Consider the following 13,322-nt stretch of genomic DNA (forward strand, 5'->3'; position numbering starts at 1 on the left):
AAGTGCCATTGCGTTTTGCCAAAATCAGACAATTAAAAACAATCGATCCATATGCCCCGCTTCGGGGTGACACTGCGCATTAATCCTCCTACATAGAGTTCCATCCCCAACTGGATTCGGAGCTGCCCCACCCGTGCCCAAAATTTCCCGCAAAATCATGCCCCCCGCCCATCCCTTTGATACGTCCTACCTGCGCGATGCCGGGGACGAGGATAAGCTCAAAGAAGAATGCGGCGTTTTTGGCGTGGTTGGTGTGGCTGATGCCTCCAATTTTGTCGCGCTTGGCCTGCATGCCTTGCAACATCGCGGTCAGGAAGCAGGCGGTATCGTCAGTCATGATCCCGAAGCAGGTTTTCAATCCGCCCGCCGATTTGGCTATGTGCGCGATAATTTCACCTCTCAAAAGGTGATGGAGACCTTGCCCGGTGAATTGGCCATCGGCCATGTGCGCTACTCCACCTCCGGCTCAAAAGGGCCAACAGCGATCCGTGACGTTCAGCCGTTTTTTGGCGAATTCGCTATGGGGGGCGCGGCGATTGCCCACAACGGCAACATTACCAACGCAAATTCCCTGCGCCGCGAGCTGATCGAGCGCGGCAGCATTTTCCAGTCCTCCAGCGACAGCGAATGCATCATCCACCTGATGGCCCGTTCGCTGCAACGCACCATCCCAGAGCGCATGGAAGATGCCTTGCGCCGTGTCGAAGGGGCGTTTTCCGTTGTCGCCATGACCCGCACCAAGCTGATCGGTGTGCGCGACCCATTGGGCGTGCGCCCGCTGGTTCTGGGCAAGGTCGGCGACGGCTGGGCGCTCAGCTCGGAAACCTGTGCGCTTGACATCATCGGTGCCGAATTCGTGCGCGAAATCGAACCCGGCGAAATGGTGGTGATCACGCCCAAGGGCATTGAATCCCATTTCCCTTTCCGCCGTCAGGAACCACGGTTCTGTATCTTTGAACATGTCTATTTCAGCCGCCCTGACAGTATTCTGGGCGGTCGCTCCGTTTATGAAACCCGCGAGGCAATTGGCCGTGAACTGGCCAAGGAAAGCCCCGTCGACGCTGATCTGGTCTGCCCCGTGCCTGATTCCGGCACACCGGCGGCCATCGGGTTCTCGCTGGAATCCGGCATTCCCTATGCGATGGGCATCATTCGAAACCAGTATATGGGCCGGACCTTTATCGAACCCACGGAACAGATCCGCAACATGGGTGTACGTCTGAAGCTCAACGTCAATCGGGCGCTGATCAAGGGCAAGCGGGTCATTCTGGTCGACGACAGCGTCGTGCGCGGCACCACCAGCCGCAAGATCAAGGAAATGATTCTGGACGCCGGTGCCAAGGAGGTGCATTTCCGCATCGCTTCACCGCCTACGGCATGGCCGTGTTTTTATGGCGTGGACACACCGCAACGCGACAAGCTGCTCGCCGCCACCATGTCCGAAGAGGAAATGCGCGATCATCTGAACGTGGACAGCCTCAAGTTCATTTCTCTGGACGGCCTTTATCGTGCTGTCGGCGAGGCCGAAGGGCGCAACAAGAAATGTCCGCAGTATTGTGATGCCTGTTTCTCCGGCGAATATCCCGTCACCCCTGCCGACCAGATGGATCAGGGTTTTGAAATGAAACCGGCGGCAGAGTAATCTGCCGCCGAGCAACCATCAGACACAAGCAGACCTCATGACCAAAACCGCATTGATCACCGGCGCTTCGCGCGGGTTGGGCGCAGCCCTTGCCGAGGCGCTGGCCTCCACCCATCACGTTATCGCCGTCGGGCGCACAACCGGCGCGCTTGAGGAACTGGATGATCGCATTCAGGCCAAGGGCGGTGCCGCGACGCTGGCCCCGATGGATGTGACCAATGCCGATGCCATGGCGGTGCTCTGTCGCGGTATTCACGACCGTTGGGGCAGCCTCGATCTGTGGCTGCACTGCGCCATTCACGCAGCCCCCCTTGCCCCTGCGGATCATATCGACGCCAAGGACATGGCAAAATCCGTTGCTGGCAATGTCACCGCCACATCGACGCTGATCACCTATGTGGCCCCCCTGCTGGGACAAACCGGCCAAGCGGTGTTTTTCGACGACCCGCGCGAGGGTCACAAATTCTTCGGCGCCTATGCAGCGACGAAATCCGCGCAGATCGCGCTCGCCCGTGCATGGGCTGCTGAAACCACCAACATCGGCCCTAAAATCAGTATCCTGACACCCGACCCCATGCCCACCGCGACCCGTGCACGATTTTTTCCCGGAGAGCCGCGCGAGGGCCTGAGCGACATTCACACCCAAGCTGCTGCGGTTTTGGCGCAACTTTGACCCTTTGACGCCAAGCCCGTGCTTGCCGCGCTCTGCCCCCTCACCTATCAAGGCCAAAAGGGGCAAAACATGCGCATTCTCATCACCAATGACGACGGGATCACGGCACCCGGGCTTGAAACGCTGCACGCCATCGCGACCGATCTGGCCGGTCCCAAGGGCGAAGTCTGGACAGTCGCGCCGGCGTTCGAGCAATCCGGCGTTGGCCATTGCATCAACTATGTGCACCCCACAATGATGACGCAACTGGGCGAACGCCGCTATGCCGCCGAAGGATCGCCCGCCGATTGTGTGCTGGTCGCGGTGCATGACGTGATGAAAGACTGTCCGCCAGATCTGGTACTTTCCGGCGTGAACCGCGGGAATAATTCGGCGGAAAACACGCTTTATTCCGGCACTATTGGCGGCGCGATGGAAGCCGCGCTGCAAGGCTTGCCCGCGATTGCCCTGTCGCAATATTTCGGCCCGGACAACCGCGAACTGGAGGATCCCTTCGAGGCAGCGTTGAAACACGGGGCCGCCGTTCTGCGCCGTATCTTGCGCAACACGCCGGACGAAGATGTTGATTACCCGCTGTTTTACAATGTGAATTTCCCACCCGTCGCTGCCAAAGATGTCAAAGGCACGCGCCTTGCCACCCAAGGGCGGCGACCCGGCGTGGTCTTCGGTACCGAACCGCATACAGCACCCTCCGGCCGGCGGTTCTCATGGATCAAGGGGGGCGACCAACAGGTCAAAACTGCCGCAGGCTCGGATGCGGCTTATAACCTTGAGGGATATGTCTCTGTCACGCCGATGCGGGCAGATCTGACCGCCCATAACATGATGGACAGCCTTGCAGGCATCAATTCATGACTGACGAAGACGAAGCCCATTCCGTCGCCGAGCGCAAAATGCAGTTTCTATATGCGCTGCGCTCCAAGGGGGTGACGGACAACCGTGTGCTCGAGGCGATGGAAAGCGTGGACCGTGGCCCCTTTATCAAGGGGCTGTTTTCGCAACGCGCCTATGAGGACATGCCCCTGCCCATCGCCTGTGGCCAGACGATCAGCCAGCCGTCGGTGGTGGGATTGATGACGCAAGCGCTGGAAATCAGCCCGCGCGACAAGGTGCTCGAAATCGGCACCGGTTCCGGCTATCAGGCCGCGATCCTCAGCAAGCTGGCGCGGCGTGTCTATACCATCGACCGGCACCGCCGTCTGGTGCATGAAGCGCGCGCAATTTTTCAGGACCTTGATCTGGTCAACATCACCGCCATCACCGCCGATGGCAGTTTCGGGCTGGCCGAACAGGCCCCCTTTGACCGGATCATTGTCACCGCTGCTGCCGAAGATCCGCCGGGCCCCCTGCTCGCACAGCTTAAAGTGGGCGGCATCATGGTTCTGCCTGTGGGGCAATCGGACGCCGTGCAACACCTCATCCGTGTGCGAAAAACCGCAGATGGGCTTGAATATGACGAAATGCGTTCCGTGCGCTTTGTTCCATTGCTCGAGGGCTTGGGCAAAGACGGTTAATAGAGTAATGTAATGGAAACCTCCGGAAACACGGAGGACCGAGTGTTAAGAGGACAAGCAGATGCGCCCTTCCCATATGCGCCGTAAGGTACGGCTGAGCTTGCTGGCGACGGCCAGTGCCACCCTACTGACCGCTTGCGGTGATCAGCCGCTGGATTTCGATCTGCGCGGAATTGGTGGCGGCTTTTCGACCGCCGACGCGGCCACCGGCCCCTTGGCCAACCGGCCCCGTCCAGATGATCGTGGCGTGATTTCCTATCCCAATTATCAGGTCGCTGTTGCCCGTCGCGGTGACACGCTGGCCGATGTGGCCAAACGCGTGAACGCGGATCCGGCAACCCTTGCCCGCTTTAACGGCATTAATGTCGACGACCGGCTGCGCAAGGACGAAATCATCGCCCTGCCCGCCCGCGTGGCCGAGCCCTCCCCCGCAACCGGTGCGGCAGCCAGCGGTCCGATCCAGCCTGTTGACATTAATGCTTTGGCCGGCGGTGCCATCGAACGTGCGCCTGCGACACCCGGCGTGCAGACCGCCGCGCTGCCCCCCGCGACCTCCGCACCGCAGGCGCAAACCGGTCAGGAACCCGTGCGCCACAAGGTCGAACGGGGCGAAACCGCTTACACCGTGGCGCGCCTCTACAACGTGCCGGTCAAGGCGCTGTCCGAGTGGAACGGGCTCGGGGCAGATTTTGCCGTGCGCGAGGGTCAGTTCCTGTTGATCCCTGTCGCCAAGCAAAATCCGCCAGCGCGCAAAGCGACCCCCGCCCCAAGTGCTGCGCCGACGACCGCACCGGGCACCGGTACACCGACGCCCACACCACCGTCGGCTGCGAAACCTCTGCCGCAGGATGACACCGCAAAACCTTCGCCGGCCCCAGCCGCGAGCGCTCCGACCAAACCGGTGGCAGACATTGGCAAAACCACAAAACCTGCAAAAGCGACCAAGATGACCACCCCTGTCACAGGCAGCATCATCCGTGGCTATGCCAAGGGCCGCAACGAGGGCATCAACATCAAGGCCGCCGCTGGCACGCCTGTCAAAGCCGCGGACAGTGGTACTGTTGCTGCCATCACCAAAAGCGCCGATGGCATTCCGATTGTGGTCGTGCGCCATGTTGGCAACCTGTTGACGGTCTATGCAAACGTCACGGATGTCACTGTCGCCAAAGGCGACAGCGTTGGTCGGGGCCAGCAGATTGCCAAACTGCGCAGTGGCGACGACGCCTATGTGCATTTTGAAGTCCGCCAGGGGTTCGACTCGGTTGATCCGGCCCCTTTCCTGAACTGATCAGGTCAGCGACCGCCCCGTCGCGGGGCGGTTTAAGGATAAATTACCTCTAAATTGCCGCGAGTTTGCCTCAAACTGCACGGCAATGCCCCGCTTCCGCCCAGTTGCGCAAATAGAAACAATCCAACGCTTTTGACGCGATTGGATTGAACGATGCCCGAACATTTCGGCTACACAAATACGATTTTCGGCACCCAGAGCACCGTAAACGGGGCGGCGCACGACTATGCCTATGGCCCCCCCTCCGGCGGCACATGGAGCTATACTGGGCCTGACACCTATTTCGTGGTTGATGAAAACACCGGTGCCAGTGTTTTTAACGGCGACCCGAACAACGAAGTTGTCAGCGCCAATGAACGCATCGGTGGCGCGTGGCAACAGACGGCAGAAATCGACGGCGTCGATCGCCAGATCATCTATGATTACACCTTTACCGTCACCGACGGCGCGTCGACATGGCGCGTGACCGTCATCGACGTCGATCTTAACAATGACAATGACCTGACAGACGCCGGCGAAGACGGGTTTTACCTGATTTTCCCTGACGGCATGCCTCCCGCCGACACCAATCTGAGCATCGGTGGCATTGTCGACAACGACGATTACATCTCCCATGCGGAACTTGGCGGCAGTGTCGTTTGCTTTGCACAGGGCACCCTGATTGCTGCCGAAAACGGTCGGGTGCAAGTGCAGGATCTGCAAGCGGGAGATCTTGTGCAAACCCGTGACGGGGGCCTCCAACCCGTTACGTGGATCGGGCGGACCACTGTACCTGCGACGGGTGACCTTGCCCCCATCGTCATCACCAAAGGCACGTTGGGCAATGATCGTGATCTGGTTGTCTCTCCCCAGCACGCGATCTTGCTGGATGATTGGCGCGCCGACCTGTTCTTCGGTCAGGACGAGGTGCTGGTACGTGCGATTGACCTGCTGGGCCATGATGGTGTGTATCGTAAGACCGGTGGCATGGTGACTTACTACCACATCCTGTTCGAGGCCCATCAACTGGTCTGCTCCGAAGCGATCTGGAGCGAAAGCCTGTATCCCGGTGATATGACCCTGCAGACTGTAAACGAGGCCGCCCGCGACGAGATCATCGAAATCGTCCCGGACATCAGCAACTACGGTCCTAAAGCGGCCCCCTGCATTCGCGCATTCGAAGCCGCCTGCCTGCCGCATCACGCCTGAACGTGAAAGGCCGCGGTACCCGTCCCTAGGATGTCGTCAGCGTCACGCCCTTTCGGCCCGCAAGATCGACAAAATACTGCCATGCCACGCGGCCCGAGCGCGACCCGCGTGTTGCCTGCCATTCGATGGCTTCGGCGCGCAATGTCGCGTCATCAATCTGCACCCCATGGGCATCGCAATAGCCCCGGATCATTGCCAGATACTGTTCCTGATCGCAGGGATGGAACCCCAACCAAAGCCCGAAGCGGTCTGACAAAGACACTTTTTCTTCAACCGCCTCAGCCGGATTGATCGCTGATCCACGTTCGTTTTCAATCATGTCGCGCGGCATCAGATGACGCCGGTTCGACGTAGCATAAAGCACGACATTCTCGGGACGTCCTTCGATCCCGCCATCCAGCACCGCCTTGAGCGATTTGTAATGCGCGTCGTCATTGCCGAAGCTCAGATCATCACAGAACAGGATAAACCGCTGCGACGCACCGCGCAGAAGGTTCAGCAAACGCCCCACCGACGGCAGGTCCTCGCGCTGTAACTCAACGATCCGCAGCGCTTCATGTGTTGCCGCAACATCGCCGTGTATTGCCTTGACAAGGCTGGATTTCCCCATTCCGCGCGCACCCCAGAGGAGTGCGTTATTGGCAGGCAAACCAGCGGCAAACTGACGTGTGTTCTGCAACAAGGTATCGCGTGCGCGGTCCACGCCCAACAGCAAGGGCAGATCCACACGGCTGACCTTTGCCACAGGCTCCAGACGGTCCGGTTCCGTGTGCCAGACAAAAGCCGTGGCCGCGTCAAAGTCAGGGGCCGCCAAAGGGGCCGGTGCCATCCGCTCAAGCGCTTCGGCAATCCGGTCCATGGGGTCATCTATCATCGTGTTTGGCATAGATCCGCCCCTTACTTCAGATCGTCTTCTTCGTCGTCAAACTCGGCCAGCAGGTCTTCGTCTTCGTCATAAAAACCTTCTGCCCGCAGCTTGGCTTCGCGCTTTTTCTCGACCCGTTTCACAAGCTGGATGGATAGTTCATAAAGCCCGTACACCACCACAAACAGGATCACCTGTGTGATCACGTCCGGTGGCGTCACCAATGCCGCCAGCACCAGAATGGCCACAACCGCATATTTGCGCACATTGCCCAGACCCTCGGCGCTGACCAGACCTGCCTTGCCCATCAGGGTCAACAGCACAGGCAGTTGGAAACACAGGCCAAAGGCCACGATAAACTTGATGGTCAGGCTCAGATATTCCTGTGCCGACCCCTGAAACGCGATGCCGGCCACACCGTTTGCCACCGCTTCGGACCCGTCACCGGTCAGTGATCCCTGTTGGAACCCGAGAAAGAAATCAAACGCCAGCGGGGTCACCACGTAAAACGCAAACGACGCGCCGATAAAGAACATGATCGGAGAGGCAATCAGGAACGGCAGGAACGCGCCCTTTTCGTTCTTGTAGAGGCCCGGTGCCACAAACCGCCACATCTGATAGCTGATGTAGGGAAAGCCCAAGACCAGCCCGCCCAAAAGCGAGATCGAGATGGCGACGAAAAAACCTTCTTGCAGCTTGATCAGGATCAGCCCGCAATCTTCCTGCCCCCGCTCGGCCATGGCCGAACACAAAGGATTGGTCAGAAAGTTGAAAATCGGGTTCCAGACCGTGAAACAGATGATCATCCCGATGATAAAGGCAATCACCGAATGGATCAGCCGCGTGCGCAGCTCTGCCAGATGCTCGATCAGCGGCGCTGCGCTGTCGTCAATATCGTCTGTCGCGCTCATGTATTACTCTTTTTCCGCCGCAGGGGGCGTTGCTGCTGCCTCAAGCTCTTCGGCTTTGGCCATCGCTTCGGCCGCCTCGCGCTGTTTGCGTTCGGCCGCTGCCCGCGCACCTGCTGCCTGAATTTTCTTGGCGTTCGCCGCACGTTCCGCCGACAGCTTGCCGGTTTCGCTTTCAGGGTCGAGATCGGTCAGGGATTTGGCCGCGGTTTTCACCCCGTCCATCGCCGTGCCCACCGGATTGGTCGCCGCCTTGAGCGATTTATTGATCGATGTGGACATTTCGCGCATGCCGCTGTCATCCGCCGCATCGTTCATCGCAGAAGAGAACTCGCGCGCCATTCCCTTGGCCTTGCCCACAAACTGCCCGACCTTGCGAAACAGGATCGGCAGATCCTTGGGGCCGACCACAATCAGCGCCACGATCCCGATGACCAGCAGTTCGGTCCAGCCCAGATCGAACATGGATTAAACCTTGTCTTTGGTCGTATCGTTTTCGGCGACAACTTCGGTCTCGACGGTGTTGGTATCGTCGGCCAGTTCTTTTTCGCCTTCGTTGATGCCCTTTTTAAAGCTGGTGATGCCTTTGCCGACTTCGCCCATCAGGCTGGAAATCTTGCCGCGCCCGAACAGCACCAAGACCACAACCGCGATCAGCAAAAGGCCCGGCAAACCAATATTATTCAACATGTCGTTTCTCCCATAACGGTGCGCACAGTTTCGCCGCACCCGATCTGTCAATTCAGTCCCTGTTTTACGCAGCGCACCGCTCAAGGCAAAGCGGCAAAGGCATTTCGCAGGCTTGTTTCACTTGCCTGCACAAAAATAATCCACCCTTGCCGCATCCAACTGACAGGTTTATGTCAGTTGGCATCCCCTAGACGGGTCTCACACATGACCAAAGGAGATTCTCATGTCCCAGACCCAAATCACCACCGCCCCCAACACCACAGGCGCCACAATCGCGACCGTCGCCGAAATCGTGACGTTCCGTCTGATCGAAGGTACCGATCCGGCTGCGTTCATCACTGCGGCCCGCGCGATTGAACCAATGCTCAAGGCCAGCGGCACCGTCCTGAGCCGCACCCTGTCTTGCGATGATGCGGGAACGTGGACCGATCATATCACATGGACCACAATGGCGGCGGCCACATCCACCGCAGAGGCGATGATGGCCGATCCCCTTGCCGCCCCGATGATGCAGATGATTGACCCCGCACATGTCTCTATGCGCCATGCGCCGATTGCCTATCAACAGGAGTAACATGCGCCGCACAGATCGACTTTTTGACATCATCCAGATCCTGCGCGACGGTAAACTCTACCGCGCGCAGGACATTGCCGAACGGCTGGAGGTATCGACCCGCACCATCTACCGCGACATGGACACGCTAAGCGCGTCGGGTGTGCCGATCGAGGGCGAGCGCGGCGTGGGCTATATGATCACCCAAGCCATCAGCCTGCCGCCCTTGACCCTCACCGCATCCGAGTTGGAAGCACTGAACCTCGGGCTGGCGATCGTGGGGCAAGCCGCGGATGACGCGTTGAAAACTGCTGCTGAAACACTGGCAGACAAGATTGACGCGGTGCTGCCCGCACAAACCATCGCGGAGGCAGAGGCCTGGAAATTCGCCGTCTACCCTTTTGCCGATCCGACCCGCAACCTCACGCATATGCCGCTGCTGCGCTCCGCGATCAAAGCCCGCCAAAAGGTCCGCCTGACCTATACCTCACGCGAAAATGCCGTCACCAGCCGCGTGATCCGTCCGCTGCATATGGAATACTGGGGCCGCGTCTGGACCCTGACGTCGTGGTGCGAATTACGAAACGGGTTCCGCGTCTTCCGCCTTGATCTGATCGAAAGCGCCGAAGCCCTGCCCGACCTCTTTGTCGATGAACCGGGCAAGACATTGGCAGATTACGTGCCTTAAGCTTTCAGTTGCCAGCCGGATTGCAGCGGCAGAAACGCCTCGACCGACGCCTGCGCGACTACAATCGTTTCGCCCCCCGCCGGCACGTTCAGCCCGCCCTGCACGGCGCGTACCTCGGCCTTGCCACGGGGCAGTTTTGCCGTCAGCGCCGCCAGATCCAGTTTGTCCGGTTCCTGCACACCGATTGTCACCTGCACCTGCATCTCTTCATGCGCAACGCCCGTCACGGCGAAAAGCGGCAGAGATGAGTGGCGCAGCGCGTCGTCAATCGCCCGGCCCGCCGCCTTGGTGTAATCCATCCCGTGCAGGTCGTTGCCCATACCCATTTCGATGATGACGCGGTGCATGTTTGTCAAATCACCCATTTGCGCGCTCCATATCAAAGCCCACAGACAGCGCGACATTGGCCATCACGGTGGGATGCCCGCCGCCTTCCTGCTCCACAGGTCGCGCGACATCCAACCCGCCTTTCGAGACATTCACCGTCACATTCCCGTAAGGAAACACTGCTTTCAACACCTCGACATCCACACGATCCGGCTGTTGCACCCCCACATCCAGCGTGATCCGCATCGCACTTTTATCAAATCCGAACAGTTCCGCCAGATTGATCGAATTGTGCCACAGCGCGTCGCGCACCGCGCGTTCGGCCGCTTGGGTGTAATCGCCGCGCCGCAGCGACGATCCCATCCCGAATTCCACCAGTAACGTTTCGGCCATCACGTTCTCCTCTCAATCAAACGGAAATACAAAACACCGGTCACGCGGGATCGTCAGCCACATCACCGCACCCGGTTGCGGCAAAAACACGTTTGGCACCGTCGCCCGCAGGGTCGATCCATCATGATCCATCACAAACTCGACCAGACTTTCCGACCCCATAAACCGCGCGCGGCTGACCACGGCGCGCGCGGGCGTGCCTTCCTTGGCGGTCGGGTTAGGCCCCTTGCCGGCGCGGTCGAAATCGATGCGCACATGTTGGGGGCGGAACACGATTTGTACCCGCGTGCCGTCCGCAACGCCGGGGGCCAGAAACCGCCCGAAGGCCGTCTGTGCCAGCGCCCCGTCAACCGTTGCCTCAACCACATTCGCATCCGAGAAAAACGCAACCGCCGCGCGGTCGAGGGGGCGGGTATAGACGTTGTAGGGCGCACCCTGCTGCACGATCCTGCCATCGCGCATCAATGCGATCTCATCCGCCATGCGCATGGCTTCATCCGGTTCATGGGTGACCAGCAAAACGGCGGTATCTTCTTCTTTCAGGATGCTCAGGGTCTCGTCGCGGATGCCGTCGCGCAGCCGGTTGTCCAGCCCCGAAAACGGTTCATCCATCAACATGATCCGCGGCTTCGGGGCCAGCGCACGGGCCAGCGCGACGCGCTGTTGTTCGCCCCCCGACAGCTGGTGCGGATAACCGTCGATGAACCGCAAAAGATCTACCCGTGCCAGCAATTCCTCGACACGCGCGCGTTTTTCGGCCTTGGTGCCTTGCAGCCCGAAGGCGACGTTATCCGCCACCGACAGATGCGGAAACAGGGCAAAGTCCTGAAACATCAGACCGATTTCGCGGCGTTCGGGCGGAATGCGGAACACCGTGTCACAAATCAGCTTGCCATCCACATGGATCGTGCCGCTGTCTTGCATTTCAACGCCTGCGATCATCCGCAAGGTCGTCGATTTGCCGCAGCCCGACGGGCCCAACAAGCAGGTCACCTGCCCCGGCATGATTTGCAAGGACACGCCGTCGACAACGGTGCGCCCCGCAAAGGAGCGGCGCAGGTCCTTGATTTCAAGGCGCGGCACAAGCGACGGCTCGGCCATTTCAGGAGATAAGATCATGGATATCCGATAGAATTACTCGGAAAAACTGCTATCAGCCCCGCCGCATCGCCGCAAGCACCCCTGCAAACCCGACGCCCAAAACGACCAGACAAATCACCAGCAGCTGTTCGTATTTGTGCCCCTCGGGCAGTACGGCCGCAAACATCTCCCAGCTGCGCGCGAAATACGCAAATGCACCCAAGGCTGCCGCACCAAAGGCCACCAGATAGCCCCATAGCGCCACCTCGCGCCGCATCACCAGCCCGACAATCAAAACCGGCGTCAGGAACATGGACGCTGTGCCAGTGACCGCAACCGCATCAAACAGCGTCGCATTGCCCCAAAGGGTCAGCGCCGTGCCGGCGACCATGAAACCCAGCATCACAACCCGCCCGCCAGTCAATGTGCGCGGCGCAAGGCGCAGCTCCTCGACCACCAGCCGCGCCGCAGAGGCAAGCGCCGAATCCAGCGTGCTGAGCGCAGACACCAGAAGCGACACCATGAGAGCAACAAAGACCCAAGGCGGGAACATTGCGGCCCATGTCCCGATCAGCTCGCCCTCATAGGCGGCACCGGTCAGGCTGGCCTGAATGCCGAAAAACCCGAAACCGATGATGCACAGGGTCGAGATCCAGAAAGCATGCAGGAACGACGCTTTGGTGGTGACCTCATCGGCGATAAATCCGCGATCCATCATCACCGGATCATGGGCGGGATAGGAAAACACCTGCAACGCGGCGACCACCAAGAGAACCCAGCCGTTATAGGCGCCCGACGCGCCAGAGGCGGTCACTACCGCCCCCAGATCGAAACCGGGGCTGGTGATCAAGGCCATGAAGGCCAAACCAAAGACCACAAGGAACACCAGCATTTGCACAACATCCGTACGCAACGCAGCCGACAAGCCCCCCCATGCGGAATAGGCCAGTCCAAGTGCTGCAACGATCAGGATCGCCCCTGTGCCGCTGCCCGCCAGCACGGCATTAAAGATCAGCCCGACTACCAGCAGATTGGCAAACACCTCGGACAAAAGCCGCAGCGCGATCACCAGATTGTAACAGCCCGTGCCAACCGGCCCGAACCGCGCCGCTAGCCAGTCCTGCATCGACCGCGCCCCGCCCGCCCGCAGGCGCGCCACGATGAAACCGCCGCTCAGGAAAGATCCGTAATAGGCCGCATAGGCCAGGGTGCCCGCGATCCCGTAATAATACCCCAGAATGGCGGCGTTCATAAGCGAGCGTGCAAAAATCCACGTGGTGACCTGTGACAGCACCAGAACCCACAGGCCCGGTGCACGGCCCCTGACGCCAAGCCCACCGAAAAAACCGTCAACCGACGCGCGTCTTGGCGCGGCCAACAGACTGGCCAGCAAAATTGCGGCGAAGAGTACAATAAGAACAGTGGTTTGCATGGGCTTGCCTTGTGATAACGGGTGACCGCCCAGCTTTAGCCGTCAACGGGCAAAGCGACCACTGATGATCGCCCTGGTCCC

The 13,322-nt window shown here is 59.8% G+C and carries 16 protein-coding genes; 8 read left to right on the top strand and 8 right to left on the bottom strand.

What is annotated here, in order from left to right:
• Nucleotides 1-157: 157 nt before the first annotated feature.
• From purF to Z947_RS0114680, 6 genes are all read left to right on the top strand, one after another.
• Entirely contained in the window at nucleotides 158-1,642 is a 1,485-nt protein-coding gene (gene purF / locus Z947_RS0114655; RefSeq protein WP_025045041.1) for an amidophosphoribosyltransferase, read from the top strand.
• A gap of 37 nt (nucleotides 1,643-1,679) precedes the next feature.
• Nucleotides 1,680-2,315 carry an SDR family NAD(P)-dependent oxidoreductase gene (locus Z947_RS0114660; RefSeq protein ID WP_025045042.1) on the top strand — a complete coding sequence of 212 codons (636 nt, stop codon included), beginning with the start codon at nucleotides 1,680-1,682 and terminating at the stop codon, nucleotides 2,313-2,315.
• Nucleotides 2,316-2,384: 69 nt separating this feature from the next.
• Nucleotides 2,385-3,170 (top strand): 5'/3'-nucleotidase SurE, encoded by a 786-nt coding sequence (gene surE / locus Z947_RS0114665; protein WP_025045043.1) that lies wholly within the window; start codon nucleotides 2,385-2,387, stop codon nucleotides 3,168-3,170.
• A complete protein-coding gene (locus Z947_RS0114670) occupies nucleotides 3,167-3,829 on the top strand; it encodes a protein-L-isoaspartate(D-aspartate) O-methyltransferase (RefSeq protein ID WP_025045044.1) in 663 nt (220 codons plus the stop codon). The genes surE and Z947_RS0114670 overlap by 4 nt, the downstream gene beginning before the upstream one ends.
• A 61-nt stretch (nucleotides 3,830-3,890) precedes the next feature.
• Nucleotides 3,891-5,117, top strand: coding sequence for a peptidoglycan DD-metalloendopeptidase family protein (locus tag Z947_RS0114675; RefSeq protein ID WP_025045045.1), 1,227 nt, complete (start codon nucleotides 3,891-3,893; stop codon nucleotides 5,115-5,117).
• A 153-nt stretch (nucleotides 5,118-5,270) separates the two neighbouring features.
• Nucleotides 5,271-6,305, top strand: a complete 1,035-nt coding sequence (locus Z947_RS0114680) for a Hint domain-containing protein (protein ID WP_025045046.1) — start codon at nucleotides 5,271-5,273, stop codon at nucleotides 6,303-6,305.
• Nucleotides 6,306-6,330: 25 nt separating this feature from the next.
• Here Z947_RS0114680 and Z947_RS0114685 read toward each other — a convergent pair whose 3' ends face one another.
• From Z947_RS0114685 to tatA, 4 genes are read right to left on the bottom strand one after another with little or no spacing between them, the layout of a single operon-like run.
• Complete coding sequence (locus Z947_RS0114685) at nucleotides 6,331-7,179, bottom strand: ATP-binding protein (protein WP_025045047.1); 849 nt, start codon at nucleotides 7,177-7,179, stop codon at nucleotides 6,331-6,333.
• Nucleotides 7,180-7,202: 23 nt separating this feature from the next.
• A complete protein-coding gene (gene tatC / locus Z947_RS0114690) occupies nucleotides 7,203-8,081 on the bottom strand; it encodes a twin-arginine translocase subunit TatC (RefSeq protein WP_025045048.1) in 879 nt (292 codons plus the stop codon).
• Nucleotides 8,082-8,084: 3 nt separating this feature from the next.
• Complete coding sequence (gene tatB, locus Z947_RS0114695) at nucleotides 8,085-8,543, bottom strand: Sec-independent protein translocase protein TatB (RefSeq protein ID WP_025045049.1); 459 nt, start codon at nucleotides 8,541-8,543, stop codon at nucleotides 8,085-8,087.
• 3 nt (nucleotides 8,544-8,546) lie between these two features.
• Nucleotides 8,547-8,768, bottom strand: coding sequence for a twin-arginine translocase TatA/TatE family subunit (gene tatA, locus Z947_RS0114700; RefSeq protein WP_025045050.1), 222 nt, complete (start codon nucleotides 8,766-8,768; stop codon nucleotides 8,547-8,549).
• 223 nt (nucleotides 8,769-8,991) lie between these two features.
• On the opposite strand from tatA, the gene Z947_RS0114705 reads away from it, so the two are divergent.
• A complete protein-coding gene (locus Z947_RS0114705; protein ID WP_025045051.1) occupies nucleotides 8,992-9,342 on the top strand; it encodes a hypothetical protein in 351 nt (116 codons plus the stop codon).
• Between the two features lies 1 nt (nucleotide 9,343).
• The gene (locus Z947_RS0114710; protein WP_025045052.1) at nucleotides 9,344-10,009 is read left to right on the top strand and encodes a helix-turn-helix transcriptional regulator; all 666 of its coding nucleotides are present in this window, start codon (nucleotides 9,344-9,346) and stop codon (nucleotides 10,007-10,009) included.
• Here the strand turns inward: Z947_RS0114710 and Z947_RS0114715 are convergent.
• Genes Z947_RS0114715 through Z947_RS0114730 form a run of 4 tightly spaced genes read right to left on the bottom strand, consistent with a single transcriptional unit; the run spans nucleotide 10,006 to nucleotide 13,241 of the window.
• Nucleotides 10,006-10,374, bottom strand: coding sequence for a Lin0512 family protein (locus Z947_RS0114715; protein ID WP_240477537.1), 369 nt, complete (start codon nucleotides 10,372-10,374; stop codon nucleotides 10,006-10,008). The two genes, Z947_RS0114710 and Z947_RS0114715, sit on opposite strands and share 4 nt — an antisense overlap.
• Nucleotides 10,367-10,729, bottom strand: coding sequence for a Lin0512 family protein (locus Z947_RS0114720; protein ID WP_025045054.1), 363 nt, complete (start codon nucleotides 10,727-10,729; stop codon nucleotides 10,367-10,369). The genes Z947_RS0114715 and Z947_RS0114720 overlap by 8 nt, the downstream gene beginning before the upstream one ends.
• 12 nt (nucleotides 10,730-10,741) lie before the next feature.
• Nucleotides 10,742-11,848 carry an ABC transporter ATP-binding protein gene (locus tag Z947_RS0114725; protein ID WP_037938959.1) on the bottom strand — a complete coding sequence of 369 codons (1,107 nt, stop codon included), beginning with the start codon at nucleotides 11,846-11,848 and terminating at the stop codon, nucleotides 10,742-10,744.
• Between the two features lie 34 nt (nucleotides 11,849-11,882).
• Complete coding sequence (locus tag Z947_RS0114730; protein WP_025045056.1) at nucleotides 11,883-13,241, bottom strand: SLC5/6 family protein; 1,359 nt, start codon at nucleotides 13,239-13,241, stop codon at nucleotides 11,883-11,885.
• Between the last annotated feature and the right edge of the window lie 81 nt (nucleotides 13,242-13,322).

The sequence above is a fragment of the Sulfitobacter geojensis genome, assembly GCF_000622325.1.
GTDB lineage: Bacteria > Pseudomonadota > Alphaproteobacteria > Rhodobacterales > Rhodobacteraceae > Sulfitobacter > Sulfitobacter geojensis.

Bases quoted from the DNA above. Each gene is read 5' to 3' on its own strand.
- tatB (WP_025045049.1), bottom strand. From the start codon at position 8,543: ATGTTCGATCTGGGCTGGACCGAACTGCTGGTCATCGGGATCGTGGCG.
- tatA (WP_025045050.1), bottom strand. From the start codon at position 8,768: ATGTTGAATAATATTGGTTTGCCGGGCCTTTTGCTGATCGCGGTTGTG.
- Z947_RS0114680 (WP_025045046.1), top strand. From the start codon at position 5,271: ATGCCCGAACATTTCGGCTACACAAATACGATTTTCGGCACCCAGAGC.
- Z947_RS0114720 (WP_025045054.1), bottom strand. From the start codon at position 10,729: ATGGCCGAAACGTTACTGGTGGAATTCGGGATGGGATCGTCGCTGCGG.
- Z947_RS0114725 (WP_037938959.1), bottom strand. From the start codon at position 11,848: ATGATCTTATCTCCTGAAATGGCCGAGCCGTCGCTTGTGCCGCGCCTT.
- purF (WP_025045041.1), top strand. From the start codon at position 158: ATGCCCCCCGCCCATCCCTTTGATACGTCCTACCTGCGCGATGCCGGG.
- Z947_RS0114670 (WP_025045044.1), top strand. From the start codon at position 3,167: ATGACTGACGAAGACGAAGCCCATTCCGTCGCCGAGCGCAAAATGCAG.
- surE (WP_025045043.1), top strand. From the start codon at position 2,385: ATGCGCATTCTCATCACCAATGACGACGGGATCACGGCACCCGGGCTT.
- tatC (WP_025045048.1), bottom strand. From the start codon at position 8,081: ATGAGCGCGACAGACGATATTGACGACAGCGCAGCGCCGCTGATCGAG.
- Z947_RS0114710 (WP_025045052.1), top strand. From the start codon at position 9,344: ATGCGCCGCACAGATCGACTTTTTGACATCATCCAGATCCTGCGCGAC.
- Z947_RS0114675 (WP_025045045.1), top strand. From the start codon at position 3,891: ATGCGCCCTTCCCATATGCGCCGTAAGGTACGGCTGAGCTTGCTGGCG.
- Z947_RS0114730 (WP_025045056.1), bottom strand. From the start codon at position 13,241: ATGCAAACCACTGTTCTTATTGTACTCTTCGCCGCAATTTTGCTGGCC.
- Z947_RS0114715 (WP_240477537.1), bottom strand. From the start codon at position 10,374: ATGGGTGATTTGACAAACATGCACCGCGTCATCATCGAAATGGGTATG.
- Z947_RS0114660 (WP_025045042.1), top strand. From the start codon at position 1,680: ATGACCAAAACCGCATTGATCACCGGCGCTTCGCGCGGGTTGGGCGCA.
- Z947_RS0114705 (WP_025045051.1), top strand. From the start codon at position 8,992: ATGTCCCAGACCCAAATCACCACCGCCCCCAACACCACAGGCGCCACA.
- Z947_RS0114685 (WP_025045047.1), bottom strand. From the start codon at position 7,179: ATGATAGATGACCCCATGGACCGGATTGCCGAAGCGCTTGAGCGGATG.